Origin of the sequence: Corynebacterium sp. HMSC068G04 (assembly GCF_001814885.1) — a bacterium.
Classification (GTDB): Bacteria; Actinomycetota; Actinomycetes; order Mycobacteriales; family Mycobacteriaceae; genus Corynebacterium; species Corynebacterium hiratae.
Genome location: NZ_KV818299.1, coordinates 44,177 through 69,548, shown reverse-complemented (window position 1 = coordinate 69,548; position 25,372 = coordinate 44,177). Strand labels below are relative to the sequence as shown.

Sequence of the window (25,372 nt, the reverse complement as noted above, 5' to 3'; positions counted from 1 at the left end):
AGTTAGGCCATTGAGCTGTGCCAAGCGCGCGGCCGTCCACGGCGCCGAAGTCACTTTTCCGCGCGTGCGGGTCGCATCCAGCCCGGCCACGCCGCCCTCATAGGGAGCGAGCGGATCGGCAGTGCCGTGCATGAGTAGGACCGGGGTAGGCAGGTAGGCCGAGTCCGGGTTGCTCGGCGCGTGGTTAGCGCCGGAGCCCAGGGTGGAGGCGAAGACGCAGGCGGCGTCGAGGAGACCGGGGGCGTCGAAAAGCAGGCGCAGCACCATCTGCCCACCGTTGGAGTAGCCACAGGCAAACGTGCGCTGAGTGCCGTAGCGCTGCTGGGCCAGCTCCACCAGGGCGCGGGCAAAGGCGACGTCGTCGACGCCGAGCTCCCGGGCCTTGACCGGCAAGGTGCCGCGGGCATCGTTGAAGTGGCGGTCCACGCCCTCCGGATAGATGATGACGCGGCCGGTGCGCTGGGCCATTTCATCGAAGGTATTGGCCGTAAACCGGCGGAGCACGCTGCCCGATTGCAGCGAACCGTGGAAGAAGAGGATCAGATCCCCGCCTGGCTCAGCGGGCTCCACGGTGATGAAGGTGCGGGTGCGGCCATCGAGTTCCAGGGATTCTTTCACGGGCAGACAGCTTAGTCGGTGTGTGCGCAGCGCTCGTCGTGGGTGCTCGTGTGGTGTTCTTCGCCAACGGCCTTGTGCTCGCGGTGGAAACGAGCGGCGGCGATGTCATCGCGCACGGCGGTGCGCCCGCGCTGCCAGCCGATGAAGCGGCACACCAGGTAGATGATGAAGGAAATCGTGGTTACAAAGACCGATACCGGTAAGCCAGGTGCCAGGGAGAGCAGGAAGCCGCCCACGGCGGAGACTTCCGCGAAGATGGTGGACCACACCACCGCGCGCAGTGGGGAGGAAGTTACCTGCACCGCCGCGGCACCCGGGGTGATGAGCAGCGCCATGACCAACAGCGAGCCGACAATTTGCACCGACTGCGCGGCCGTCAGACCCACGAGGATGGCGAAACACACCGCCAGAGACTTCACCGGCACGCCGGCGGCCTGGGCCATGACGGGGTCCGCGGAGGCGAAAAGCAGCGGGCGCCAGAAGAGCACCACGACAGCAACCACGATGGCGGTCGTGGCGGCGAGCAGCCACACCGAGGCGGAGGACACACCGACGATCTGGCCGGTGAGCAGCGTCATCGCGGTCTTGGCGTTGCCGGGGTAGAGGTGCAGGAAGAGCACCGAAAGGCCGAGGCCGAAGCTCATGACCACGCCAATAGCGCTGTCCTGTTGTCCCTTGAGCCCCAGCACCGCCAGGATGATGGCCGCGACGATGGCGCCGGCAATCGCGCCGAAGCCGATGTTGAGGCCGAACAGCAAAGCGGCGGCCGCGCCCATAAGCGCGAGCTCTGAGGTAGCGTGCACGGAGAAGGACATTTGGCGTAGCACGATGAGCGAGGTCATCACCCCGGAAAGGATTCCGAGCAGCGCGCAGGCGATGAGCGAGGATTGCACGAAATCAACACCCAGCAGGTACTGGGTATCCTCGATGTATTTAGACAACGATGAGCCTCCCATCGACGTTGAGGACTGTCACGGAGGAGCCATAGAGTTCCGAGAGCACCTCAGAGCGCATGACCTCATCGACCGTGCCGAACATGTGGCCATTGGGTGCAAGGTAAAGCACCTTATCCACCACTCCCAGCACCGGGTTGATGCCGTGGGTAACAAAAAGCACGGAGGTGCTGCGCTCGTGGCGCCACGCATTGAGCTTCTCGACGGTCGCCTGCTGCCGCGCCGGGTCCAAGGACAAGAGCGGCTCGTCCGCGAGGATGAGCTCTGGGTCGTTGGCTAGGGCCTGGGCTTGGCGGATGAGCTGTTGCTGCCCGCCCGAGAGCTGGCCCACGCGGCGGTCAGCGATGCCGGTGGCACCGACTTCGGCGAGGAGCTCGTCCACGCGTCCCCGGGCAGGACGTCGGTTGCGCAGCGTGCCATGCGCCAGGGACAGCGACACGAGGTCTCGGGCGCGCAGGGGCAGGTCCTGAGGGAACATCCTTTGCTGCGGGATAAAGCCCACACGGCAGTTGATATCTACGCTGCCCGCGGTGAGCTGGCGGGTACCCAAGATAGTGCCGAGGAGCGTGGATTTGCCCACGCCGTTGGGGCCTAAAACGGCGATGAACTCGCCGCGGTCTACGGCGAGGTTCATGTCCGACCACAGCGGTTCTACTGCGGCGTTCTTAAAAGAGATGAGCACTTACACAGCCTCGAGTGCGTTGACGACTTCCTCGTAGTAGTCGAGGAAGTTGGTCCCCTCCGGCGGGGTTTCACCAATCTCTACCACCGGGATGTTCTTATCCTCGGCGGCGGCGCGGATGCGCTTGGTCATGTCGGTTTCGGTCTGTGGGTTAAAGATGAGCAGGTCGATCTTGTCCTGCTTGATGTCCTCAAGGAAGCGGGCCAAATCGGCGGCGGTGGGCTCGCCCTCAGCGACGGTGGCCTTGCGGTAGCCCTCCGGGGTGGCGTCGGTGCTGTCGGTGTACTTGAAGATGTAGTCCGCGATGGGCTCGGTCTGCGCGTAGTTGCGCTGCGGGAGCTTCTCGATGCGTGCCTTCAGGCCCTCCACGCGCTCGACTAGCGGATCGGCGGTGGCCTTAGCCTCTGGGTTGGTCTCGTTAACAAGCTCGGCCACTTCGGTCGCCACCTTCTCGATGGCTGCGGCGTCGTACCACACGTGCTCGTTGCCATCGATGTTGGTGACCTGCTCGGGGTGCTCGGCGGCGATCTTCTTGGCCTCGTCCATGGTCACGGTGTCGCCTTCGTGAGCGTGGTCATGGTCATGCCCGTGTTCGTGCGCATGGTCATGCGCACGCTCGTCATGGTCGTGCGCATGGTCGTGCCCTTCTTCATGATCATGCTCGTGTTCCTCGCCATGATCATGCTCGTCATGGTCATGGCCACCATGATCGTGCGCGGTAAGCGGGAGCGCGTGAATGATCTGGTCCTGGTTCTTGACGGCCTGGTAGAGCCAGGCGTCGTAGCCGCCGCCACCGGCGATGATGACGTCGGCCTCGTTAGCGCGGGCGATGTCCGCGGCGGTGGGCTCGAAGTGGTGTGGGTCCACGCTGTTACCGCTCACGATGGGGTGGACGTCGATGTTCACGTCGGTCTGCGCGGTGTTGACGACCGCCTGGGCTACGTCAGCCCAGATGGAGGTCGAGGCGACGACCTGAATGGTCTCCTTATCGGAACCGGCATCCGAGCCGCCATCGGCGTTATCGCCGCTGGAAGAACAGGCGGTCAGCGAGGCGGCGCCCAGGGCGGCTGCGAAGAGGAGAGCGGTGGGACGTCGGAAAGCGCGGCGTGAGAGGGAAGTGGTCATGTCCCTATTTCTACGCTTTAGTGAAAATTGTTGTCAAATGATAATAAGTTGAAAACGGGTAGTCTTACCGTCATGTCCAAACGCAGTACGACGCTGGCCTCCCTGGCCGCCGAACTCGGGGTTTCGCCCACCACGGTGTCCAACGCGTATAACCGCCCAGACCAGCTGGCGCCTGCCACTCGGGAGCGCATCCTCGCCGCGGCGGCTGAGCGTGGCTACACAGGCCCGGATCCCACCGCACGCAGCTTGCGCACGCGCCGCCAAGGTTCACTGGGTGTTCTGCTCACCGAGCACCTGTCCTATGCCTTCGAGGACATGGCCTCGGTGGATTTCCTCGCCGGCATGGCGGAGGCCTCGGCGGGGGCGAGCACGACGTTGACTCTCATCCCTGCCGGGCCGGATACCGCCGGCGCGCCCAACGACGCCCAGGCAGCGCAGCTCGTAGGTTCGGCTGCCGTCGACGGTTTCGTGGTCTATTCCGTGGCAGCGGGAGATGCTTACCTCGACGCCGTGCAGCGCCGTGGCCTGCCGGTGGTGGTGTGTGACCAGCCCACGGATTCCGGCCTGCCCTTCGTGGGCATCGATGACCGCGCCGCGATTGCCCCGGCGGCGCAGGCGCTTGTCGACGCCTCCCATACCCGCATCGGTATCCTTGCCATCCGCCTACACCGCGAGCGCCTCGACGGCGAAGTGACGGCCGCACAACTGGCCGCGGCGGATATGCACGTGCAGCGCTCCCGCGTGCTGGGTGCGCTCGATGCTTTTTCAGACGCGGGACTCGATCCTGCAGACATCCCCGTGGTGACGCGACACATCAACGATTCGCGTACGGCTTACGCGGCCGCGGAGGAGCTGCTGACTAAGTACCCGGATCTCACCGCGGTGTTGTGCACGACGGATTCGATGGCGCTCGGCGTAATGGCTTATGCGCGCGATCATGGAATCGTGGTTCCCGAGCAGCTTTCCGTCACCGGTTTCGATGGCATCGCGCCGGCCCTGGCGCTGGGCCTGAGCACCGTCGTGCAGCCGAACAAGGAAAAGGGGGCGGCGGCGGGGCGCATGCTGGCCAGCCTCATCGAGGGGCGCGGCGAGGTGCCGCGCGTGTTGTTGGAGACCACCTTCCGCCCGGGGCGCACCGTGGCGCCGGTCGGGGCTTAAGAGCTGTGCTGCGCGCGAGCGGCGGCGAGTTCTTCGAGGAACTCTGTCACCGCCGCGATATCGGGCACGCGCAGCGCCGCCTGCGTTGCGCCCTCACCAACCTTGACACCGAGGTCCGGCGGCTGATTGAGCGCGGCGAAGCCGTCTTCGTCGGTGGTGTCATCCCCTAAAAAGACCACCGCTGTGGCCCCGACGCGGTGACGAAGCTTGTCAATCCACGTGCCCTTCGTGGCCTGCGTTGCGGAGAACTCGACGACGCACTTGCCCGCAGTCTTGGGGAAACCATCGGCGCTTAAGGCCTCGCCTTCCGCATAAGCAGCAGCGGCGGCGTCCGGGTCTTGCAACTCCAGCGCCCGCAGGTGCAGCACCCGCTGGAAAGGTTTGATCTCCAGCTCCGCGCCGGGGTGGCGGGCGATAATCTCCTTGATTTCCGCTTCCTTCTTGGCCAAGTAGGCTTCCATCTCCGGGGTGAGCGCGGATTCTTCCCACGAGGATTCGGCCCCATGCGAGCCACCAAAAAGCACCGGCTCGCGCAGCGGGCATACTCGCATCAGGCCATCGAGGTGGCGCCCAGAGAGCACTGCCGCGGTGGTGTTAGGTAGTTGCGCCAAGGCAGCGAGAGCATCCAGCGAGCGCTGCTCGGGGCGCACTGCGTAGGCGTTGCGCGCGAAGCCGGCCAAGGTGCCATCGAAGTCGGAAACAACCGCTAAATGTTCGGCGGCGGCGAGAGCATCAATCATGCTCCCCACCCTAGCGCTGAAACCTCGGAGCTATAGCGCGGCCATGCGGATAATCGGTGAATCCACCTTGTCGGTGCGCAGCGTCAACACGAGTTGGTTGTTGGGGTTGAGCGCGAAGTCGAACTCATGGCCTTCGGCGATGAGGTTGCGCATCAGCGAATCAGCCCATTGCATCGAGCCCTCGCAGTCTTCACCGTTCGGTGGGCTCTCGTAGGTGGCTTTTTCTACCCTCATCACGTCACCCTCCCAGATCGTGGAGGTTTTGTCATCCTTGTGGAAGGACACCTCAGCGGTAAACGGTACGCAGCCAGTTGAGCCCACCGCAGTGTGCTCACCGAAGCTCATATGGGGCACGTGTGCAGTATCGGCAGGGAGGGAGGAAGGAGCGTCCGGTGAGGTGTAGAGGTTGATGACCTGCCAATCCTTGCCCACGATGCGGTCATCGCCGCGCGGGGCAGGTTCCTCCTCAGCGGAGCTGCATCCAGCTAGGCCAAGCGCAAGCAGCACAGTACTGAGCACAGCGGTGAGCCGGCGCCGCATCATGCTTCCTCCTGGTTCAGTGCGCCGAGGAAAGACTGCGACCACAGCGCGATATCGTGCTGACGCACCTGCTCGTTCATAGCAATCATGCGCTCGCGCATGGTCTCGGGGGATTCCTCCAGTGCCTTGACCGCGGAGAGCAGCGCACGTTTGATGGATTCGATGTCGAAGGGATTGCACAGGTTGGCTTGTGTGAGTTCTGCTGCCGCGCCCGCAAACTCGGAGAGCACGAGTGCACCTGTGCCGTCGCCGTGGGAGGCCACGTATTCCTTGGCCACTAGGTTCATGCCGTCCTTAAATGGCGTGACCAGCATGATGTCCGCGAGCCGGTAGTAGCGCCGCAGGACGTCCTTCGGCACGGAACTGTGCTGGTAATGCACCACCGGCGCGCCGAGGCGCCCAAAGCGGCCATTGATGCGGCCCACGGCCTCCTCCACCTTTGAACGCGTGGCGCGGTAATGGTCGATGCGTTCGCGCGAAGGAGTAGCCAGCTGGACGAAGGTTACCTCGTGTGGGTCCAGCGCACCGGTCTCGAGGAGCTCCTCGAAGGCGGTGAGGCGCTGCAGGATCCCCTTCGTGTAATCCAGGCGGTCCACACCCAAAATGACGTGCTTGGGGTTCCCCAACTCAGCACGCAGCTGGGCGACGTCCCCCGCATCGCCACCGTCAGCGAATTCACCCGCCGCAATGGAAATGGGGAAAGCGCCTACCCCGACAGAATGCCCGCTACCGGTCACGATGCGAGCGGTGACCGCGCGGGTGCTGACCTCCCCTTCTACGTCCAGCCCTTGGGTGCGGGCCAGCTCCAAGAAATTGCGGGCGTTGGATTCGAGGTGGAAGCCGATCAGGTTGGCGTCGAGAAGCCCCCGCACCAACTCCTCACGCCACGGCAACTGGCGGAAGAGATCCGGGGACGGGAAGGGAATGTGCAGGAAGAATCCAATGGTGAGGTCGGGGCGTAGCTGGCGCAGGATGCCGGGGACGAGCTGGAGCTGATAGTCCTGCACCCACACCGTGGCATTCTCTGCGGCGACGGCTGCTACCTCGTTGGCAAAACGCAGGTTGACCTCGCGGTAGGCATCCCACCAGTCGCGGTTGTAGACGGGGGTGACGATGAGGTCGTGGTAGAGCGGCCACAGGGTGGCGTTGGAAAAGCCCTCATAGAAGGCCTCAAAATCCTCCTGTGTCAGGCGCACCGGGTGAAGGAGGACACCGTTATCCGTGGTGAAGGGCTCGGGAGCTTCGTCGGCTACGCCCGGCCACCCCACCCAGCAGCCCTGGTGTTCTTCCAAGACCGGGGAGAGCGCGGTGACGAGGCCGCCGGGGGAGGCCTTCCACTCGCGGGTGCCATCGGCGGCGGTCTCGAGGTCCACTGGCAGGCGATTGGCTACGACGACGAAGCTATTGGTGCGCCCGGACATAGCTAGGCCTTCTTTGCGGCCTTTTTAGTTGCCTTCTTCGTGGCCTTCTTAGTTGTCTTCTTGGTGGCTTTCTTCGTGGCCTTCTTAGTCGTCTTCTTCGTGGATTTCTTAGAAGCCTTCTTCGTGGCCTTCTTGCTGCTCTTCTTGGGGGCAGCATCGGCTTGCTCGGCCAGCACCTTGCGGTGGACCAAGCCTTCTGGCTCGACGCCCAGCATCGACATGAGGGTCACGCCGTCGAGGAAATCCTCCGCATAGGTGGCGACAACGCGGCGCGCGGAGCGGGCGGTCTCCTCCTCTACTGCGTGAGTCTGGTCAGCCGCGGGCTGGGTATCTGTGACCTTTGGTGGCACGGAGTCCTCCTGGGATGAAGTATGAAAGCTTTCAGACCGGCTATTCTACGCTATTGCGACTTCGTTGGGGCGCTCGGGTCATCTTTGCCGGGCACCGTGTAGGTGGGGCGCTGCGCCGGAAATTGCGTGGTAACGGGCCACATGTCCGTGATGGCATCGCCCTGCTGGAAGCGCGCCTGCTGTGCGGGTGTCGGTGGTTTGGGCCCATATTGCGGCGGCGGGGCCGGCAGATTGTGGCGCGGGGCGAAGGGAGACAGGGGCACGCGCGGGATACGGGCGCGCTGCGCCAGGCGGGTGGCGCGCGCGAAGGAGAACGTGCCCAGGCGCTTGAAGGCGGTGTAGGGGCGGAAGTACTGCGGGCGGCGCAGGCGGCGGGCGACTCGCTCGCCGAAGACCACGCCGGCGGCAAGTGCACCGGCGATGGCGAGGGCGCTGGCCAGGTTGGTCAGGCCGGTGATGAGCTGCTCGTTGAGCATGGCGTACATGCCGCGGTACAACGTCAGGCCTGGAAGCATGGGCGTATAGCCCACGATCATGGTGATGAGTGGCGGCATCATGTAGCGACGGGAGAGCAGGCCGCCGGCCAAGCCCACCGCTGCGGCAGAAATGCCCGAGGCAATGACGGCCCCGACGCCCAAGAAGACGACGAGGAAGTAGTAGAACACCATACCGGCGGCGGCCGTGAGACCGGAGATGGTGACCTCGGACCAGGAGGCTCCCAGCGCCAGTGCGAAGGCGGCGGAGCCGATGCCGCCGCACAGTACGAGCAGTGGGATTTGGTGATAGACGGGCGGGGCGAGCGTGGCTAGTGGGGGAAGGCTAAAGCCCAACCACGACGCCACCTGGATACCCAGGCCCACGCCGGCGATGATGGCGCCGGTGGACATGAGAGCCTCAAAGAACTTCGCGGACGAGGTCACGGGTGCGCGGGTGATGCCGTCCACGAGGCACTGTACGAGCGTTAGTCCCGCCACCAGCACGACGATGCCGGAACCGATGATTTGGGAGGGCAGCATCTGGATGCCAAATCGCGCGAAAACGTTGTAGAGGATGGCCGCGGGAATGACGGCAAGCAGGCCGCCGACCAGGTTCTGATAGAACGGCGGCAGCCGGTAGCCGGCGAGGAACATATTCGTGCCCATGATGAGTGCCGAAATGAGGAAGGTGACAACACCGACGAGAAGGTCACCGCCCAGCATCACGGCGATGAATCCACCCATGGCACCCCACGCGCTGACGATGGTGGTCTTGGAATAGGGGTTCTTCATCGCATCGATGTCATCCAAGATCTTCTCCGCCATTGCCGGTGGCGTAGCACCGGAATGGATGGAACGGATGAGCCTGTCAACGGCGGATAGTTTGGTGAAATCCACGGCGATGCTCGGCGCCACGCGGAAGACGTGGAGGTTGTGCCGATCCGGCCCTGTGCCGATGGCGGTGTGGATAGTGATGGTGTTCATCAGGATCGACACGTGGCAGTAGTGCAGGCCATAGGAGGATGCGACGAGGTGAATCTGTGCCTGCACGTCGGTATTGGCTGAGCCCGCTGCAATCAGGATTTCGCCGACGCGCGCGGCGATCTCCATGACGCCGGTGACCTGGGCCGGATCGGTGAGATCGACTGGGGCGAGCGGGGAGGGCGGCGGTGCGGCCTTAGCGGCGTCAATGGTGGCGACCGGAGCCGACCGGTACAGCAGGCGCTGGCGCAAGGAAGAAAGAACAGACACGGAAAAGAAAGACCTCAACAACACTTCTGGGTTCGGTAAGTCAGCACTTTAGTAACTGCCGCGGATTTATGCACCTGCCAGTGCTTTTCGGGCCCCTGACGGCCGCTTTTTCGCAGTGCAACCACCCTGGCTTTCCGTCCATGGGGTGGGCTCAGGTACGATTCCCCATAGCGGATGAGCCGCGGTGCTGGAGTGGCGCAATCGGTAGCGCAACGGTCTTGTAAACCGTAGGTTGCGAGTTCAAGTCTCGTCTCCAGCTCAAAAGGGCCTTTTTCAAGGCCCTTTCTCTCTTTTAGGGCCTATTCGGCGAGGTGGCCCAAGGCGACGTCGATAAGCGCGCGGCGCCTTTGCGGCGGCAGGGGGCGGTCGGTGAGGTGATCGTGGACCCACAGGCCGTCGGCGATGATCGAGGCCAGCACGACGGATTCATCCTCCGAGACAGGATCGGGGAGCCAGCGCCTGTCGACGTCCCTCCACACCTTCTGGAAGTCCGGATGGGACTGTGAGTGGATGGACATGAGCAATTCAATGAGCGGGTCATTCTTTCCCATGGACTCCAGCGCGGCACGGTAGCGCTGGCGTGGGCTCAGCTGGTCTGCCGTCTTGCCGTCGGAGAGACCGACGAGCTCTTCCTCCCAGCGCTCCGCGCAGAGCTTGTGGCAGTCAATGAGCAGCTCGTGGCGGGTGGGGAAGTGGTAGATGAGCCCAGACTTACTCATACCCGTTGCGGTGGCCAAGGAATCGTAGGTCAGTGCGTGGACGCCATCCTCTTCGATGATGGCGAGCGCCTTTTCGAGCGCCTCGACCTTTTTACTAACGCGTGGCATCGGCACCTCCTGAGGTTGGATTGCTGCGGAAGCACCAGCCGGTGACCGCGGCAAAAATGAGCATGACTACGCCGAGCCCAGCGGCGGTGGCTAGGTAGGCGTCGTTATACGCGGCGCCGGCGGCCTCCGCGAGTGCGGGGTTGTGGAGTGCTTCCATGCCTAAGTCCTGGATGTCCTCGGGCAGTCCGCTCTTGTAGAGCATTGGCAGCACTGATCCAGTGACCGCAATCGACAGCAGTGTGCCAAACTCATAGGACACTTCCTCCACACCCGCGGCCATGCCGGAGCGTGACGCAGGAGCGGCACCGATGATGGCAGTGGAGGACACCGACATCACGAACCCCGCGCCGAGGCCAGTGATGAACAGACCAGCCAGGTATGCGGGGAAGACCTCGTGCGTGCCGCCCCACACCACGCCGCCAATGCCCGCTGCCATGGCGAGGAAGCCGCCAGCGATGATGGGCAAGAAACCCCAGCGGTGCAGGTTAGCCCCGCCCAGCGCGGACATCGGCAGCGCCGCAATCGCGATGAGGGAAATGATGAGCCCAGCGTGCAGCGGGGAGTAGAGGTCCACCAACTGCAGCTTCTGCGTGGTGGTCATTTCCAGCCCTGCCATGCCAAACATGGCGCCGGCTGCGGCCAACACGCCGCCGCTGAAGATGGGCGAGCGGAAGATATCGAAGGTGAGAAGCGGCTCCTTTAGTTTGTGCTGGCGGCGAGTGAAGAGGATGGCACCGATGAGACAGGCAGCCAGCGCGCCGCCAATAAGCATGGCGTTGAGATGGGAGCTGGCGACAGACTTGATGACGAGCACCAGCGAAGCCAGCGTGATCAGCGCGTAAAGGGAAGACAAGAAATCCCACTGCTTCGCCGGGTTCGCCACATTAGGCGGGGCGAGGAAGGCGGTGAGGATGAGCGCGATGATGACGATGGGCACGTTGACCAAAAAGACCGATCCCCACCAGAAATGCTCGAGCAAGAAGCCGCCTACCGTGGGGCCCGCCGCCGCGCCGACGACGGCGATGGAGCCCCAAATGCCGATGGCGGTGTTGCGCTCAATCTCATCCTCAAAGGTCAGGCGAATCAGCGCCAGGGTAGCGGGCATCATGATGGACGCACCGAGACCTAGGAAGGCGCGAGCGGCGACGAGCTCCCACGCGCCGGGGGCGAGTGCGGCGGCCAGCGAAGCGATGCCGAAGACCCACAGGCCGATGACGAACATGCGGCGGTGACCGATCTTGTCACCTAACGTGCCGGTGCCTAGGAGGAGGCCGGCGAGCATGAGCGCGTAGGCGTTGATGATCCACAGCTGCTGCAGCGAGGTGGCGTGCAGCTGCTCGGAGAGCTCCGGCAGGGCAGTGTAAAGGATCGAGTTGTCCAAGCCGATCATGAGCAGACCCAAGGAGATGACACTAAAAAAGATCCACCGTCGGGTCGCTGAGGTGCTTAAGGCCTCTGCGGAGGCTTTCGTGTGAACGTCTGTCATGCTGCGAAACTATAGCGAACGGTCGTTACAGTTTCAAAGTCTTGAATGTTGACTTGTTGTTAAAGTCACAAAGTGCGCGTGACGTGAGAAGGCAGCTTTATGGTGGCGAAACACCACCGGGAGGGAGAACACTGGGGTCCGTTAGCGATAAAAGTTAGAGAGGTACAACATGGCACGCAATTACGCCACGCAACTCGTAGAAACCTTGGAAGCCCAGGGAGTTAAGCGCATCTATGGGCTTGTCGGTGATTCCCTCAACCCCATCGTGGACGCGGTGCGGCAGTCCTCCATCGAGTGGGTCCACGTCCGCAACGAAGAGGCCGCGGCATTCGCCGCTGAGGCGGATTCCCTCACCACCGGCAACCTCGCCGTGTGCGCCGCCTCCTGCGGCCCGGGAAATACGCACCTTATTCAGGGGCTTTACGACGCCCACCGCAACGGCGCCAAGGTCCTTGCCCTAGCCAGCCACATTCCTTCCCGCCAGATCGGCTCGAAGTTCTTCCAGGAAACCCACCCTGAGGCCATCTTTCAGGAGTGCTCCGGCTACTGCGAGATGGTCAACTCCGCTGAGCAGGGAGGCGTGGTCTTGCACCATGCCATTCAGAGCACCATGGCCGGCAAGGGCGTGTCCGTCCTCGTTATCCCGGGTGATGTCTCCACTCAAGAGGCGGAAGAGGACACCTTCACCTCCTCCGTGATTTCCTCCGGCCGTCCGGTTGTCTACCCGGACCCGGCAGAGGCCGCCGCGCTGACCCAGGCCATCAACGAGGCCAAGACCGTCGCCCTCTTCGTCGGTGCTGGCGTCAAGGACGCGCGCGAGCAGGTCCTTGCGCTGGCCGAGAAGATCAAGGCTCCCATCGGCCACGCCCTGGGCGGCAAGATGTACATCCAGTACGACAGCCCCTTCGACGTCGGCATGTCCGGCCTGCTCGGCTACGGCGCGGCCCACGAGGCTACCCACGAGGCAGACCTGCTCATCCTGCTGGGCACGGACTTCCCCTATAACGACTTCCTGCCGGATGCCAACGTGGCCCAGGTCGACATCGATGGCTCCCACATTGGCCGCCGCACCCGCATCAAGTACCCGGTGACGGGCGATGTCGCCGCCACCATCGAGAACATCCTGCCGCACGTCGATGAAAAGAAGGACCGCTCCTTCCTCGACAAGATGCTCAAGAAGCACTACGACAAGCTGCATCACGTCGTTGAGGCCTACACCTCCGGCGTCGAGAAGCACACGCCGATCCACCCGGAGTACATCGCCGACCTCATTGACCAGCAGGCCGATGAAGACGCCATCTTCACCGTCGATACCGGTATGTGCAACGTGTGGGGCGCGCGCTACATTACTGCGAACGGTAAGCGCGAGCAGATCGGTTCCTTCCGCCACGGCACCATGGCCAACGCCCTGCCGATGGCCATCGGTGCGCAGGCGGCGCACCCGGACCGCCAGGTCATCACCTTCTCCGGCGACGGCGGGCTCTCCATGCTCATGGGCGAGCTGCTCACGGTGAAGCTGCACAACCTGCCGGTGAAGATGTTCGTGTTCAACAACTCTTCCCTCGGCATGGTCAAGCTGGAGATGCTGGTCCAGGGCCTGCCGGAGCATGAGACCGACCACGAGCACGTCAACTACGCCAAAATTGCGGAGGGTGCGGGCATCAAGCACTTCCGCATCGAGGATCCGAAGGACGCGCCGCGCCTCATCAAGGAGGCCTTGGCCTACGACGGGCCTGCGCTTATCGACGTCGTCACGGACCCCAACGCCCTCTCCTTGCCGCCGACGCTGACCTTTGAGCAGCTGCTCGGATTCTCCAAGGCGGCAACCCGCACCGTCTTCGGTGGTGGCGTGGGCCAGATGCTCTCCATGGCGAAGTCCAACCTGCGCAATATTCCGCGCCCGCAGGACTTTTAATGTGTCGGCGTTAAGCGCCGCACATTAAAAGGGACCCACACCCTGCGGTTCCACCCCGCGAAAGCGTTATGCCTTCGCGGGGTCTTTGACTGGGATGAGGACCAGCGCGCCAACGAGCAGGACCAGCCCGATGGCGAGCACGCCTCCCCGGTCGCCCTGGCCCAACAGTGAGACGAAGACACCGAAGAGGAAGGGCGTCAACCACGCCACGGCTCGGCCGGTCGTGGCGTAGAGGCCAAACATCTCGCCTTCGCGCCCCGGCGGGGCCACACGCGCCAAGAAGCCGCGGGCGGAGGCCTGGGCCGGTCCGACGCAGAGACACAGGATGAGCCCGCAGATCCAGAAGGCCGTCGGCCCCTGCGCCACGAACATGATGCCGGCCATGAGCGTCAAGATAGCCAGGCAGGTGAGGATGATGGCTTTGGGCCCCACGTGGTCGTCGATAAGCCCGCCCGCTACCGCGCCCAGCGCGGCGGCAACGTTGGCGGCAACACCGAAGATGAGGACGTCGCCAGGCGAAAGCCCATAGACGGACACGCCCAGCACGGCGCCGAAGCTAAACACCGCGGACAGGCCATCGCGGAAGATGGCAGAAGCGAAGAGGAAGGCAAAGGCGTTGCGGTCCTCCCGCCACAGCGTGTGCACCGTGCGCCATAGCTCCCGGTAAGAGGCCGCGAGGCCGCCCGTTCTTTCACCCGACGGTGCAATCTCCGGCACGCGCAGCAACACGGGGATGGCAGACAGCCCAAACCACGCCGCCGAAAGCAGTGCCACGAGCCGAACATTCCAGCCACCCTCCGTGGACAGCCCCAGTCCGCCGCCCTCGCCGGAGACGAAGCCGAAGTAGCAGATGAGCAGCAGCACGATGCCGCCGAAATAGCCTGCCGACCAGCCCAGGCCGGATACGCGGCCCACCTTGTCCTCGGAGGCCACCTGGTTGAGTTGGGCAAAGTAATTGACTTCGGCGAATTGGATGGTCACCGAACCTACCGCCAAGCCGATAAGCCCCAGCCAGAAGTACGCGGGCGCATCATTGCGAATGAAGAATAGGCTGGCCATGACCAGGAAGGTCAGCAGCGACCAGAAACCCAGCGCGCGCCGCCGCGTGCCCAACCGGTCCGAGCGCTGCCCCATCACGGGGGTCACCGCAAAGATCACCAGGCCCGCCACCGTCATGGACCACGACAGCCACTGCGCCGGGGTGAACTGCGAGTCAATCTGCTGGCCCACCGAGTCGGTGAGATAAACCGAGAAAATAAACGTCACGAGAACCGCGTTGAAAGCTGCCGAACCCCAATCCCACAGGGCCCAAGCAGCCACGGTGAGGCGGTCAGTGCGCTTCGAGGCTTGCGTCATGCTTCATTATCGTAGGCAAAAACACCTGCCGAGTGGATGGAGTTGCACTTAACGCGACGTGAACTTTTAGGCTCAACGACATGCGTAACGACTACAGCATCGGCGATGTGGCCGGCATTTTGAAAGTCACCACCCGCACCCTGCGGCACTGGGATGACATCGGCCTGCTTAGCCCCCAGTGGCGCACCGGGGGCGATCACCGCCTCTACACCGAAGATGACGTGCAGCGCGGGATGGACATCCTGATTTATCGCAGCGTCGGGATTGAGCTGAAAGACATCGCAGTGCTTCTCGACGCCCCTTCCGCAGCCACCCTGGCCCGCCTCCGCGCCCAACACGAGGCCTTGCAGAAGCGGCGAGCCGACGTCGACGCCATGTTGTACGCAGTGGAAAGACTAATTGAGGAGACTGAAATGGATAAGAACCTAAGCCCCAGCCAAAAAGTGCGGAACCTGGGTGACGCATGGCCCCAACTGCAGGAAGAAGCCCACGAGAAGTGGGGCGACAGCAAAGAATGGGCGGCCAGTGCGGCCGTCGTGGAATCGATGGGGAAGAAGGACTGGGAGGGATTCTCCGTGGACCATGAGAACTTTGCGGCCGAGCTAGAGGAGGCCGCGGACGCAGGACTTGAACCGGGCGGCGAGGAGGCGAAGGAGATCGTCGACAAGCACCGCGCCCTCATCGCCCAGTGGTACCCGGTGTCGAGGTCCAAGCAGGTGATCCTGGCGCGCATGTATTGCGAGGACCCGCGGTTTAACGAGACTTACCGCGGTAACGCCGACTATTTGCGCCAGCTGATTGAGGCGCAAGCCCAGGCGGAAGGGGTGGATCTGGACAATCTCGCCTGGGACTAGTCGGTTCACAGCGCACGTACAGACTCCGCTCAGTACCCTTGGAAGCCAGAGTGCAATACTTCTCACCTTGAATGAGATATCCCTGGCGCCACCAGGCGTTAAGAGAAGCGGAGAAAGGACCAAAGCGGGACCATGGATGATTCGAAGGACGTCAAGGTACTTGTCGTCGATGACGAGCCCAATATCGTTGAGTTGCTCACCGTCTCCCTAAAGTTTCAAGGTTTCGACGTACACAGCGCCAACTCCGGCAACGAGGCCCTGCGCATCGCGCGTGAGATCAATCCAGACGCTTACATCATGGACGTCATGATGCCGGGCATGGACGGCTTTGAGCTGCTGGGCAAGCTACGCGCAGAGGGCCTCGACGGCCCCGTGCTCTACCTGACCGCCAAGGACAGCGTGGACCAGCGCATCCACGGCTTGACCATTGGCGCGGATGATTACGTCACCAAGCCCTTCAGCCTGGAAGAGGTCATCACCCGCCTGCGCGTGATTCTGCGCCGCGGTAACGCGGTGGATGACCAGGACGGCGACGCCACCATGACCTATGCCGACCTCACCCTCAACGATGACACCCACGAGGTCACCAAGGCGGGGGAGATCGTGGAGCTTTCGCCCACCGAGTTCAACCTGCTGCGCTACCTCATGCAGAACCGCGAGGTGGTGCTGTCCAAGTCCAAGATTCTGGATAATGTCTGGCACTACGACTTTGGTGGTGACGGCAACGTGGTCGAGTCCTACATTTCCTACCTACGCCGCAAAATTGATACCGGCGATACCCCGCTTATTCACACCGTCCGCGGTGTCGGTTACGTGCTGCGCATGCCGCGCTCGTAGGCTCATCCACTATGAGCGAACCCACCGCGAATATTCAGGCCCCACAATCCGGGGTGACGCTGGTGCGGGATAAAACCCCGCGCCGGCGTATGCAGCGCCCCAAAGCGCTGCCCCTGCGCACGTGGCTACTTGTCCTCATGGTGCTGGTATCGGGGCTTGGCCTGGCCATGTCCTCCCTGGCGGTGTCGTCGATCATGCGCAACGTGCTCTACACCCGAGTGGACACCGAGCTTAACGACGCCCACAGCTCCTGGGCCAGCAACCTCGACGAGTCCTTTTACATGCCGCAGGACGGAAGCCGCCGACCCCCGACGGATTATGTGGCGCTGGCGTACTATCCCGATGGCTCCGTGGTGACCACGCGGCCGATCGCGGCGTTGCCCGATGCACGCAACGTGATCGTCGGTGGGGAACCCACCACCGTGCGCTCGATTCAGGGCGAAACCGAATGGCGGGCCGTGGCCAAACTCCAACGGGATGGTTCCGTGGTGGTCGTCGCCAAAGACATGACGACGGAAAACTCCATCCTGAAAGGGTTGGCGATTGTCCAGGTGATCATCGCGGCCTTGGTCATGCTGATCATCGCGGTGGTGGGCATGTGGCTGATCCACCGGGCGCTGCGGCCGCTGCGCGTGGTCGAGAAAACGGCTTCCCAAATCGCGGCGGGCAACCTGGACAAGCGCGTGCCGGAGTGGCCGCTGCACACTGAAGTGGGGCAGCTTGCCGCAGCGCTCAACGTCATGCTGGGGCAGCTGCAGAATTCCGTCGTCGATGCGCAGGAAAAAGAACAGCAAATGCGCCGCTTCGTCGGCGATGCCTCCCACGAGCTGCGCACGCCGCTGACCAGCCTGCGCGGCTACACGGAGCTGTACCGCTCGGGGGCTACCCAGGACGCGGAGTTTGTCTTCAGCAAGATCGATGCCGAGTCTAAGCGGATGTCGTTGCTCGTGGAGGATCTGCTGGCCCTGACGCGCGCGGAGGGCTCACGCCTGGACATGCGCGAGGTTGACATGCTGGAACTTGTGCTGTCAGTGGGTTCCTCGGCGCGGGCGGCTTTTGCGGGCCGCACCATCAACGTCAACAACGAGGCCTCCGGGATTCCAATGGTCAACGGAGACCCGGATCGCCTACACCAGGTATTGCTTAACCTGGTGTCCAACGGTATCCGCCACGGCGGCGAGGAGGCGTCGGTGACGCTGACCTTGCGCGACGACGAGGAGCACGTGCTTATCGACGTTGCCGATGACGGCAAGGGCATCTCCCCCGAAGACGCGGCCCATATCTTTGAGCGCTTCTACCGTGCAGACACCTCGCGCACCCGCGATACGGGTGGCTCGGGTTTGGGCTTGGCCATCGTGAAATCACTCGTCGAGCAGCACGGCGGTTTAATCTCCGTGGATTCGGAGCTGGGCAGCGGATCGGTCTTCACTATCTGCCTGCCCAAAGCGCCAACCGACGGCAGCTAACGCCTAGCTGTCGCGGCGGCCATCCTCATCCGTGCCGAGGTGCTGGCGGATGCGCGCGGCGGCCTCGTCCATGGCGGCGGGGTCGGTGGCGTCGGCAGCGAAGGCCTTCGCGAAGTCGTAGTCTTCCATCTTCTCGGTGGGGAAGAGGTGGATGTGGGTATGGGGAACGTCGAAGCCAGCGATGATGTAGCCCGTACGCGGGGTATCGAAGGCCGTCTTGATGGCGCCACCGATCTCTAGAGCGATCTCGTTGAGGTGTGCCCAGGTTTCTGAATCGAGGTCAGTCCACTTATCGACCTCCTCGACCGGCACCACCAAGGTGTGGCCATAACGCAGCGGCTCGATGGACAAAAACGCCACGCACTTCTCGTCGCGGTACACAAAGCGAGCAGGCAGCTCGCCCTCGATGATCTTTGTAAATACGGAAGACATGGCCCCTAGGCTACCGCCAGTTAAGATAGACGGCATGCGCATTCTCGTTATTGGCTCGGGCGGCCGCGAACATGCCCTGCTCACTGGCCTTAAATCTGATCCCTCTGTTACCGATTTGCACATCGCACCGGGTTCCCCGGCGCATAAGATGCAGGCCACCATCCACCCGGAGTATTCCCAGGTGGACGATCCTGCGCGCATGACGGAGCTGGCTGTTGATATTGACGCGGATCTGGTCGTCATCGGCCCGGAGGTGCCGCTGGTGAAAGGCGTGGCGGATGCTTTGCGCGAGCGCGGCATTGCGGTCTTCGGGCCGTCGGCAAGCGCGGCACAGATCGAGGGATCCAAAGCCTTCGCCAAGGATGTCATGGCGGCTGCCGGCGTGCGCACCGCCCGCGCGGAGCAGCTCGCCCCCGGCACCAGCGATGAGGACATCGAGGCCGCCCTCGATCGTTTCGGCCCGCACTTCGTGGTTAAGGACGATGGCTTGGCCGGCGGCAAGGGCGTCGTGGTGACCGAGTCCCGCGACGCGGCCCGCGCGCACGTTGATGCGGTCCACGCCGTGGGCAACCCGGTGCTGCTCGAGTCCTTCCTCGACGGCCCGGAGGTCTCCCTGTTCTGCTTGGTGGACGGCGAGACCGTCGTCCCGCTGCTCCCAGCGCAGGACCACAAGCGCGCCTACGACAACGATGAGGGCCCCAACACCGGCGGCATGGGCGCCTACACCCCGCTGCCGTGGCTGCCTGCCGACGGCGTCCAGCGCATCGTCGACGAAGTCTGCGTCCCCGTGGCTAAGGAAATGGTCAAGCGCGGCACCCCGTACTCTGGCTTGCTGTACGCCGGCCTGGCGTGGGGCAAGGAAGGCCCAGCCGTGGTGGAATTCAATGCCCGCTTCGGTGACCCGGAAACGCAGGCGGTGCTCGCTTTGCTGAAGTCTCCGCTCGGAGAGGTCCTGAATGCCACCGCTACCGGACAGCTAGCGGAGCTGGCGCCGCTGGAGTGGGAAGACGGCTATGCCGTCACCGTGGTGCTGGCCGCCGAGGGCTACCCGGCTTCGCCGCGCAAGGGCGACCCGATTGCCTCGCCGGATCTTGATGATCCCACCCGGGTTCTGCACGCCGGTACCACCACGGGGGAGGGCGGCTACGTCTCCAACGGTGGTCGCGTCCTCAACGTTCTCGGTCGCGGTGCCACCCTCGCTGATGCCCGCGCAGCCGCCTACGAGGTTCTCGGCGGCATCGAGCTGGAGGGCAGCTTCTTCCGCACGGACATTGCACTGCCGGCGGAGAAGGGTCAGATTAGCATCTAATCCCCTGATAATGCCTCCTTTGGGGTGAGGCGTGGAATAATGAGCGACGTGGCTGAAAAGAAGAACATTTCCAACGTCCTGTCCGCTCGATACGCCTCCCCCGAGATGGCTGAAATCTGGTCCCCGGAACACAAGATCATCCTGGAGCGCCAGCTGTGGATTGCGGTGATGACGGCGCAGAAGGATCTTGGCGTCAACATCCCTGCCTCGGCTATCGCCGCTTACGAGGCGCAGGTTGAGAACGTCAACCTCGCCTCCATCGCGGAGCGTGAGCGCGTTACGCGCCACGACGTCAAGGCGCGCATCGAGGAGTTCAACGCCCTAGCCGGCTGCGAGCACATCCACAAGGGCATGACCTCGCGTGACCTGACGGAGAACGTGGAGCAGCTGCAGATTCTGCGTTCTTTGGAGCTGGTGCGCGATAAGGCCATCGCGGTGGTCTCGCGCATTGGTGAGCGCGCGGCGCAGTATCAGACGCTGGTCATGGCGGGTCGTTCCCACAACGTCGCTGCCCAGGCCACGACCCTGGGCAAGCGTTTCGCCTCCGCTGCCGACGAGCTCCTGTTGGGCATCGAGCGCGTGGAATCGCTGCTGAGCCGCTATCCGCTGCGCGGCATCAAGGGCCCGATGGGCACCTCGCAGGACATGCTCGACCTCATGGGCGGATCCGAAGACAAGCTCGCCGCGTTGGAGACCCGCATTGCGGATCACCTGGGATTCTCCCGCGTATTCAACTCGGTGGGCCAGGTTTACCCGCGCTCCCTCGACTTCGACGCTGTGTCTGCGCTCGTTGAGCTGGGCGCCGCGCCCTCTTCGCTGGCCACGACCATCCGCCTGATGGCCGGCAACGAGACCGTGACCGAAGGTTTCAAGGAAGGCCAGGTCGGCTCCTCAGCCATGCCGCACAAGATGAATGCCCGCTCCTGCGAGCGTGTGGGCGGCTTCCAGGTCATTCTGCGCGGTTACCTGACGATGGTGGCGGATCTGTCCGGCCAGCAGTGGAACGAGGGTGACGTGTTCTGTTCGGTGGTACGCCGCGTGGCGCTGCCCGACGCCTTCTTCGCTATCGACGGCATGTTTGAAACCTTCCTCACCGTGCTCGACGAGTTCGGCGCTTTCCCGGCCATGATTGACCGCGAGCTGGAGCGCTACCTGCCGTTCCTCGCCACCACCCGCATCCTCATGGCGGCGGTGCGCGCGGGCGTAGGCCGCGAGACCGCGCACGAGGTCATCAAGGAAAATGCTGTCGCCGTGGCGCTCAACATGCGTGAGAATGGCGGGGAGCAGGATCTGATTGAGCGCCTGGCTGCCGACGAGCGCCTGCCGCTCGATGCCGCCGCCCTCGAGGCCGCGCTGTCGGACAAGCACGCTTTCATCGGCGCTGCCGAATCGCAGGTGAGCCAGATTCTGGGCCGCATTAAGGCGATTGTTGACCAGCATCCAAAGGCCGCCGCCTACACCCCGGGCGAAATCCTCTAGTTTCACCCTTGGCGGTACGTTTTCGCAGACAAGCCCTCTCAACGACGAGTTTTCGGGACGCTATTTTTCGAAAACGTACCGCGCTGGCCCGGTCCACGTACGTTTCGATCAAATAAGGCCCCAGAACTTCAATTTTCTGGCCCCTATTTGATCGAAATGACCTTCCTCCCACGGCCACGGGCAACCCTGCACTAGCTCTTAGGCTATCCCGGGGATGCGCAGCACCGGCAGCTCGAAGCCGCCGAGGGATTTGCCGTTGGTAGCAAGGTAGCCGCCGATCATCAGAGCGGTGAGCACCGCCATGATGCCGAGAACCGTAGCACCCGTGGACGAGGTTTGCTGCTGCGTCGTCTTGCCCGGGATGGGTAGCTCTGGCACCGGCTGGATGCCCTCCTGCGCACCGCGGCTGCGCAGCTCTTCCACGCACTCGGCAAAGGACTGCACCTGCGCTGCGTTGAAGGCATCGACGGCCTCTTTTTCCTGCGCCTGGTTTTCTGCCAGAGCGGCGCGCAGCTTAGGGCTGAAATCGCTACCCGTCGACAACAACGGTGCCGGTCCCTTCTCAGTCCGGGACTTCGCCGCATTGATGGAGTATTCGGCATCCCCCGGCAACAGCACCGATTCATCCTCCACCAGGTCCTCCGGGGCGGACGCGCCGACCATGATGATGACCATATCCGCGCCCGTGTAGCCGGCCTTGCCCAGCGCGGCCACCGTCGCCGCGTAGCCCGGAGCCTTGCTGATATCGCGCGAGGTGTACGCGGAGAAGTCCAGCTTCGGGAACTGCGCTTGAATCTTCTCCGAGGTCGCGCGGATGGTGTTGATGTAGCCCGCCCGGACATCGCGGGCTAGTGCGCGATCCGTGGCCGACGCCGACATCGTGCACAGCCACTGTCCGTGGGCGGACTCGCGCACGGAGATGTCGGCTGCGTGCGCAGCGGGCACAGACAGGGCGGCGCCCACCAGCGCAGCGGAGGTCAAAAGGGAGGTCAGGCGAGAGTGCACGGGCTTAGCTCCTCGGGATTGGGACGTATCTTGAAGCAGTCTAGACGGGTCTAGAATGTATGTCATGCGTCCAGAACTTTCTTCCTATACCCACATCGCCTCCGGCAAGGTGCGCGATATCTACGAAATCGACGACAACACCCTGCTCATGGTGGTCTCCGACCGTATTTCCGCCTATGACCACGCCCTTGAGCCCGCCATTCCGGACAAGGGCCGCGTGCTCACAGCGACCTCGAAGTTCTTCTTCGACGTCATTGATTTCCCTAACCACCTCGCCGGCCCGCTCGACGATGAGCGTATTCCCGAAGAGGTACTCGGCCGCGCCATGGTGGTGCAGAAGCTTGACATGCTGCCCTTCGAGTGTGTCGCCCGCGGCTATCTCACCGGCTCCGGGCTGAAGGAATACCAGGCATCCGGCAGCGTGTGCGGCGTCGAGCTGCCCGAGGGGCTGACCGAGGCTTCCCGCCTGCCCGAGCCCGTCTTCACCCCGGCCACCAAGGCGGAGCAGGGCGATCACGATGAGAACGTGTCCTTCGACGTCGTCGTGGACAAGCTCGGCCGCGAACGCGCCGAGGAGCTGCGCGAGGCCACCCTGCGCATCTACGCCGAAGCCGCCGCGTTGGCGGAGGAGAAGGGCATTATTTTGGCGGATACGAAGTTCGAGTTTGGCGTCGATAAGCACGGCACCTTGGTCTTGGCCGATGAGGTCCTCACCCCGGACTCCTCGCGCTACTGGCCGGCCGATACCTATGAGGAGGGCAAAGTCCAGCCCTCCTTTGATAAGCAGTACGTGCGCGACTGGCTCACCAACTCCGGCTGGGACAAGGAGTCCATGCCGCCGCGCCTGCCAGACGACGTTGTTCAGGCCACCCGCGCGCGCTATGTTGAGGCCTTTGAGCGCCTGTCCGGAACCACTTTTTAAGGAGGCTGAATGAACGCCCCGATTGCTGCTAAGCGCCCGGTGACGCGTGAGTTTCACGGCCGCAGCTTCGTTGATAACTACGAGTGGCTGCGCGCGAAAGAAGCCCCGGAAACCCGGGAGTACCTCGAGGCGGAAAACGCCTACACGAAGGAGCGCACCGCACACCTGGAGACCTTGACGGAGAACATCTTTACCGAGGTTAAGTCCCGTATCAAGCAGACGGACATGTCCGTGCCCCAGCGCCGCGGTAAGTACTGGTACTACGGCCGCACCGAGGAGGGCCAGGAGTATGGCTACAGCTGCCGCATCCCGGTGTCGGAAGGCTCCGATCCGTGGACTCCGCCGACCATCCCGGAGGAGGGTGCTGCGGACGGGGAGCAGGTGCTTCTCGACGTCAACGCGCTCGCCGAAGGCCACGACTTCTTTGCCCTCGGCGCGTCCTCGGTGAGCGATTCCGGCGACCTGCTGGCCTATTCGGTCGACGTGGCCGGCGACGAGCGCTTTGAGCTCTTCATCAAGGACCTGCGCACAGGAGAGCTGTTGGAGGACCGCCTGGAAGGCATCTTTTATGGTGCGACGTGGGTCGGGGAGGAGTTCATCTTCTACACCACCGTCGATGATGCATGGCGGCCGGACACCGTGTGGCGCCACCGCGTTGGCACCCCACAGTCGGAGGACGTCGTGGTCATGCGCGAGGAGGATTCGCGTTTCGGAATCGGTGTGGGCACGACCCGCAGCGAGAAGTACATCATGATTGTCTCCGGCTCGAAGACGACGAATGAGGCGTGGGTGCTCGAGCAGTCCACTCCCGAGGGCGAGTTCCGCTGCCTTTGGGAGCGCGAGTCGGGCGTGGACTACGACGTCGACCACGCCGTGGTGGCGGGCACCGACTACTGGGTAGTCACGCACAATGCCACCGGCCCCAACTTTGCTTTGGGGTATTGCCCGGTTGCTGATGAGCTGCCAGCCCTGCGCGAACTCACCGTCCTTATGCCGCACGATGACTCCGTGCGCATCGAGGGCGTGGATTGTTACCGCGACCAGATCGTCGTGGGCTATCGCCGCGGCGGCATCGGTCGTGCCGCGGTGATGGACGTGCGGGAGGGGTGGACGTCGTTAAGCGAGCTCCACTTCAACGAGGAGCTCTACAGCGTTGGCGTGGCCGGCAACCCGGAGTGGGATGCGCCGGTGCTGCGCGTGAGCTATACCTCCTTCATTCAGCCCGCACAGCTCTTTGATTACCGCGTGGCCACCGGCGAGTACACGCTGCTCAAGGAGCAGGAAGTTCCGGGCGGCTACGACAAGGACGAGTACGTGGCCTACCGCGTGTGGTCTAAGGCTCCGGACGGGACGGAGGTGCCGGTGTCCATCGTGCACCGCGCGGATCTGGACCGCACGCAGCCGAACCCGACGTTGCTGTATGGCTACGGCTCCTATGAGGCGAATATGGACCCGTATTTCTCGGTTTTCCGTCTGTCTCTTATGGACCGCGGCATGATTTTTGCCATGGCGCACGTGCGCGGCGGTGGTGAGATGGGCCGTAACTGGTACGACGACGGCAAGATGCTGGCCAAGAAAAACACGTTTACCGACTTCATTGCGGTGGCTGATGACCTCATCGCGCGCCGGGTGACCACGCCGGACACCTTAGTGGCTGAAGGCGGTTCCGCCGGTGGCCTGCTCATGGGCGCGGTGGCGAACATGGCACCGGATAGGTTCAAGGCCATCGAAGCTAATGTGCCCTTCGTGGACCCACTGACCTCCATTCTCATGCCGGAGCTGCCGCTCACGGTGGTGGAGTGGGAGGAATGGGGCGACCCGTACCACGACCCGGAGGTCTACGACTACATGGCCTCCTACGCGCCATACGAAAACATCGCCCCGCAGAAGTATCCGAATATTCTGGCGCTGACCTCGCTCAATGACACCCGCGTGCTCTATGTGGAGCCGGCTAAGTGGGTAGCCAAGCTTCGCGACGTCGCCACCGGCGGCGAGTTCCTCCTCAAGACGGAGATGGCCGCCGGCCATGGTGGTGTGTCTGGCCGCTATGCCAAGTGGCGGCAAGCAGCATTCGAGTATGCGTGGCTGATTAACCAAGCTACGGGGGCGGAGGCTTAAGCATCACCCCCGCTCGGCGCGCGGCGGCGCGGTGGCTATGCGATAATTTTCC

The 25,372-nt window shown here is 63.4% G+C and carries 23 protein-coding genes and 1 tRNA gene; 10 read left to right on the top strand and 14 right to left on the bottom strand.

All coding sequences use genetic code 11. The features are described 5' to 3' along the window. The 4 genes from HMPREF2993_RS02805 to HMPREF2993_RS02790 form a co-directional block, all read right to left on the bottom strand. On the bottom strand, positions 1-618 hold a 618-nt coding region (locus HMPREF2993_RS02805; protein WP_070700907.1), incomplete at its 3' end, for a CE1 family esterase. Between the two features lie 11 nt (positions 619-629). After that, positions 630-1,574, bottom strand: a complete 945-nt coding sequence (locus HMPREF2993_RS02800; RefSeq protein WP_210401541.1) for a metal ABC transporter permease — start codon at positions 1,572-1,574, stop codon at positions 630-632. Beyond that, the gene (locus HMPREF2993_RS02795) at positions 1,552-2,253 is read right to left on the bottom strand and encodes a metal ABC transporter ATP-binding protein (protein WP_070700903.1); all 702 of its coding nucleotides are present in this window, start codon (positions 2,251-2,253) and stop codon (positions 1,552-1,554) included. Before HMPREF2993_RS02795 ends, HMPREF2993_RS02800 begins: the two co-directional genes overlap by 23 nt. Then, positions 2,254-3,378 (bottom strand): metal ABC transporter solute-binding protein, Zn/Mn family, encoded by a 1,125-nt coding sequence (locus HMPREF2993_RS02790; RefSeq protein ID WP_070700901.1) that lies wholly within the window; start codon positions 3,376-3,378, stop codon positions 2,254-2,256. A 72-nt stretch (positions 3,379-3,450) separates the two neighbouring features. Here HMPREF2993_RS02790 and HMPREF2993_RS02785 point away from each other — a divergent pair, with 72 nt between their 5' ends. Then, entirely contained in the window at positions 3,451-4,536 is a 1,086-nt protein-coding gene (locus HMPREF2993_RS02785) for a LacI family DNA-binding transcriptional regulator (RefSeq protein WP_070700899.1), read from the top strand. Here HMPREF2993_RS02785 and otsB read toward each other — a convergent pair. The 5 genes from otsB to HMPREF2993_RS02760 are packed head-to-tail and all read right to left on the bottom strand — an operon-like array spanning position 4,533 to position 9,314. Next, entirely contained in the window at positions 4,533-5,276 is a 744-nt protein-coding gene (gene otsB / locus HMPREF2993_RS02780) for a trehalose-phosphatase (protein ID WP_070511068.1), read from the bottom strand. The genes HMPREF2993_RS02785 and otsB overlap by 4 nt on opposite strands. Positions 5,277-5,306: 30 nt before the next feature. Next, positions 5,307-5,819, bottom strand: coding sequence for a hypothetical protein (locus tag HMPREF2993_RS02775; RefSeq protein WP_070700897.1), 513 nt, complete (start codon positions 5,817-5,819; stop codon positions 5,307-5,309). Continuing rightward, the gene (locus tag HMPREF2993_RS02770) at positions 5,816-7,237 is read right to left on the bottom strand and encodes an alpha,alpha-trehalose-phosphate synthase (UDP-forming) (protein ID WP_070680114.1); all 1,422 of its coding nucleotides are present in this window, start codon (positions 7,235-7,237) and stop codon (positions 5,816-5,818) included. Before HMPREF2993_RS02770 ends, HMPREF2993_RS02775 begins: the two co-directional genes overlap by 4 nt. A gap of 2 nt (positions 7,238-7,239) precedes the next feature. Continuing rightward, positions 7,240-7,587 (bottom strand): hypothetical protein, encoded by a 348-nt coding sequence (locus HMPREF2993_RS02765; RefSeq protein WP_046649277.1) that lies wholly within the window; start codon positions 7,585-7,587, stop codon positions 7,240-7,242. Positions 7,588-7,637: 50 nt separating this feature from the next. Then, positions 7,638-9,314: a threonine/serine exporter ThrE gene (locus HMPREF2993_RS02760; protein WP_046649278.1), complete on the bottom strand. Its 1,677-nt coding sequence runs from the start codon at positions 9,312-9,314 to the stop codon at positions 7,638-7,640. Positions 9,315-9,500: 186 nt separating this feature from the next. Here HMPREF2993_RS02760 and HMPREF2993_RS02755 point away from each other — a divergent pair. Next, positions 9,501-9,573 (top strand) — tRNA-Thr (locus tag HMPREF2993_RS02755). 40 nt (positions 9,574-9,613) lie between these two features. Here HMPREF2993_RS02755 and HMPREF2993_RS02750 read toward each other — a convergent pair. Next, entirely contained in the window at positions 9,614-10,141 is a 528-nt protein-coding gene (locus tag HMPREF2993_RS02750; protein ID WP_046649279.1) for a TetR/AcrR family transcriptional regulator, read from the bottom strand. Further along, positions 10,128-11,627: an MFS transporter gene (locus HMPREF2993_RS02745; RefSeq protein WP_070546760.1), complete on the bottom strand. Its 1,500-nt coding sequence runs from the start codon at positions 11,625-11,627 to the stop codon at positions 10,128-10,130. The genes HMPREF2993_RS02750 and HMPREF2993_RS02745 overlap by 14 nt, the downstream gene beginning before the upstream one ends. A gap of 169 nt (positions 11,628-11,796) precedes the next feature. On the opposite strand from HMPREF2993_RS02745, the gene HMPREF2993_RS02740 reads away from it, so the two are divergent. After that, positions 11,797-13,542 carry a pyruvate dehydrogenase gene (locus tag HMPREF2993_RS02740; RefSeq protein ID WP_070700895.1) on the top strand — a complete coding sequence of 582 codons (1,746 nt, stop codon included), beginning with the start codon at positions 11,797-11,799 and terminating at the stop codon, positions 13,540-13,542. Between the two features lie 66 nt (positions 13,543-13,608). Here the strand turns inward: HMPREF2993_RS02740 and HMPREF2993_RS02735 are convergent, their stop codons facing one another. Next, positions 13,609-14,898, bottom strand: a complete 1,290-nt coding sequence (locus tag HMPREF2993_RS02735) for an MFS transporter (RefSeq protein ID WP_070700893.1) — start codon at positions 14,896-14,898, stop codon at positions 13,609-13,611. An 80-nt stretch (positions 14,899-14,978) separates the two neighbouring features. On the opposite strand from HMPREF2993_RS02735, the gene HMPREF2993_RS02730 reads away from it, so the two are divergent. From HMPREF2993_RS02730 to HMPREF2993_RS02720, 3 genes are all read left to right on the top strand, one after another. After that, positions 14,979-15,752: a MerR family transcriptional regulator gene (locus HMPREF2993_RS02730; protein ID WP_070700891.1), complete on the top strand. Its 774-nt coding sequence runs from the start codon at positions 14,979-14,981 to the stop codon at positions 15,750-15,752. A 132-nt stretch (positions 15,753-15,884) separates the two neighbouring features. Beyond that, positions 15,885-16,589 (top strand): response regulator transcription factor, encoded by a 705-nt coding sequence (locus HMPREF2993_RS02725; RefSeq protein ID WP_046649284.1) that lies wholly within the window; start codon positions 15,885-15,887, stop codon positions 16,587-16,589. An 11-nt stretch (positions 16,590-16,600) separates the two neighbouring features. Then, complete coding sequence (locus HMPREF2993_RS02720) at positions 16,601-18,055, top strand: sensor histidine kinase (RefSeq protein WP_070700889.1); 1,455 nt, start codon at positions 16,601-16,603, stop codon at positions 18,053-18,055. Positions 18,056-18,058: 3 nt separating this feature from the next. Here HMPREF2993_RS02720 and HMPREF2993_RS02715 read toward each other — a convergent pair whose 3' ends face one another. Beyond that, on the bottom strand, positions 18,059-18,487 hold the full coding sequence (locus HMPREF2993_RS02715; RefSeq protein WP_046649286.1) for an HIT family protein: 429 nt from the start codon (positions 18,485-18,487) through the stop codon (positions 18,059-18,061). A 34-nt stretch (positions 18,488-18,521) separates the two neighbouring features. Here HMPREF2993_RS02715 and purD point away from each other — a divergent pair, with 34 nt between their 5' ends. Further along, a complete protein-coding gene (gene purD / locus HMPREF2993_RS02710) occupies positions 18,522-19,796 on the top strand; it encodes a phosphoribosylamine--glycine ligase (protein WP_070546744.1) in 1,275 nt (424 codons plus the stop codon). A 39-nt stretch (positions 19,797-19,835) separates the two neighbouring features. Next, positions 19,836-21,275, top strand: a complete 1,440-nt coding sequence (purB, locus tag HMPREF2993_RS02705) for an adenylosuccinate lyase (RefSeq protein ID WP_070700887.1) — start codon at positions 19,836-19,838, stop codon at positions 21,273-21,275. A gap of 198 nt (positions 21,276-21,473) precedes the next feature. On the opposite strand, the gene HMPREF2993_RS02700 is transcribed toward purB, so the two are convergent. After that, on the bottom strand, positions 21,474-22,280 hold the full coding sequence (locus HMPREF2993_RS02700) for a hypothetical protein (protein WP_046649289.1): 807 nt from the start codon (positions 22,278-22,280) through the stop codon (positions 21,474-21,476). Between the two features lie 64 nt (positions 22,281-22,344). Here HMPREF2993_RS02700 and HMPREF2993_RS13370 point away from each other — a divergent pair, with 64 nt between their 5' ends. Both HMPREF2993_RS13370 and HMPREF2993_RS02690 read left to right on the top strand, forming a co-directional pair. Beyond that, positions 22,345-23,202 carry a phosphoribosylaminoimidazolesuccinocarboxamide synthase gene (locus tag HMPREF2993_RS13370; protein WP_070700885.1) on the top strand — a complete coding sequence of 286 codons (858 nt, stop codon included), beginning with the start codon at positions 22,345-22,347 and terminating at the stop codon, positions 23,200-23,202. Between the two features lie 9 nt (positions 23,203-23,211). Next, on the top strand, positions 23,212-25,320 hold the full coding sequence (locus tag HMPREF2993_RS02690) for a S9 family peptidase (RefSeq protein ID WP_070700883.1): 2,109 nt from the start codon (positions 23,212-23,214) through the stop codon (positions 25,318-25,320). Positions 25,321-25,372: the final 52 nt, after the last annotated feature.

Coding starts and splice junctions, on each gene's coding strand:
- HMPREF2993_RS02790 (WP_070700901.1), bottom strand. CDS start 3,378: ATGACCACTTCCCTCTCACGCCGCGCTTTCCGACGTCCCACCGCTCTC.
- HMPREF2993_RS02740 (WP_070700895.1), top strand. CDS start 11,797: ATGGCACGCAATTACGCCACGCAACTCGTAGAAACCTTGGAAGCCCAG.
- HMPREF2993_RS02730 (WP_070700891.1), top strand. CDS start 14,979: ATGCGTAACGACTACAGCATCGGCGATGTGGCCGGCATTTTGAAAGTC.
- HMPREF2993_RS02750 (WP_046649279.1), bottom strand. CDS start 10,141: ATGCCACGCGTTAGTAAAAAGGTCGAGGCGCTCGAAAAGGCGCTCGCC.
- HMPREF2993_RS13370 (WP_070700885.1), top strand. CDS start 22,345: ATGCGTCCAGAACTTTCTTCCTATACCCACATCGCCTCCGGCAAGGTG.
- HMPREF2993_RS02785 (WP_070700899.1), top strand. CDS start 3,451: ATGTCCAAACGCAGTACGACGCTGGCCTCCCTGGCCGCCGAACTCGGG.
- otsB (WP_070511068.1), bottom strand. CDS start 5,276: ATGATTGATGCTCTCGCCGCCGCCGAACATTTAGCGGTTGTTTCCGAC.
- HMPREF2993_RS02725 (WP_046649284.1), top strand. CDS start 15,885: ATGGATGATTCGAAGGACGTCAAGGTACTTGTCGTCGATGACGAGCCC.
- HMPREF2993_RS02735 (WP_070700893.1), bottom strand. CDS start 14,898: ATGACGCAAGCCTCGAAGCGCACTGACCGCCTCACCGTGGCTGCTTGG.
- purB (WP_070700887.1), top strand. CDS start 19,836: ATGAGCGACGTGGCTGAAAAGAAGAACATTTCCAACGTCCTGTCCGCT.
- HMPREF2993_RS02775 (WP_070700897.1), bottom strand. CDS start 5,819: ATGATGCGGCGCCGGCTCACCGCTGTGCTCAGTACTGTGCTGCTTGCG.
- HMPREF2993_RS02770 (WP_070680114.1), bottom strand. CDS start 7,237: ATGTCCGGGCGCACCAATAGCTTCGTCGTCGTAGCCAATCGCCTGCCA.
- HMPREF2993_RS02720 (WP_070700889.1), top strand. CDS start 16,601: ATGAGCGAACCCACCGCGAATATTCAGGCCCCACAATCCGGGGTGACG.
- purD (WP_070546744.1), top strand. CDS start 18,522: ATGCGCATTCTCGTTATTGGCTCGGGCGGCCGCGAACATGCCCTGCTC.
- HMPREF2993_RS02800 (WP_210401541.1), bottom strand. CDS start 1,574: ATGGGAGGCTCATCGTTGTCTAAATACATCGAGGATACCCAGTACCTG.
- HMPREF2993_RS02715 (WP_046649286.1), bottom strand. CDS start 18,487: ATGTCTTCCGTATTTACAAAGATCATCGAGGGCGAGCTGCCTGCTCGC.
- HMPREF2993_RS02690 (WP_070700883.1), top strand. CDS start 23,212: ATGAACGCCCCGATTGCTGCTAAGCGCCCGGTGACGCGTGAGTTTCAC.
- HMPREF2993_RS02745 (WP_070546760.1), bottom strand. CDS start 11,627: ATGACAGACGTTCACACGAAAGCCTCCGCAGAGGCCTTAAGCACCTCA.